Annotated in this window: 1 protein-coding gene; it reads left to right on the top strand. The window is 33.2% G+C overall.

What is annotated here, in order from left to right:
- On the top strand, positions 1 to 229 hold a 229-nt coding region (locus SB752_RS33410), incomplete at both ends, for a hypothetical protein (protein ID WP_410719660.1).

The following is a 229-nucleotide window of genomic DNA, read 5'->3' on the forward strand; positions in this document are numbered from 1 at the left end:
GTCGGCAGCGACTGTTTTAGACAATATTCATAAGCTAAAAGACGATATTGGATTAAGAATCGGTTTTATCGTACAGTTTAATGCAAGATTACCAGATGCGCTCTATCGTTTTTATTGCGAGGAATATGGAGATCCTAAAGATTTCTTTTGCATACATTCTGCAAATGGATATCAAAACTACTTTTCTAACTTCTCTACTAATATATCTTCTAAGTGTGTTGTTAGAAAT

This window comes from Brevibacillus sp. SIMBA_040, from assembly GCF_046535075.1.
Classification (GTDB): Bacteria; Bacillota; Bacilli; order Brevibacillales; family Brevibacillaceae; genus Brevibacillus.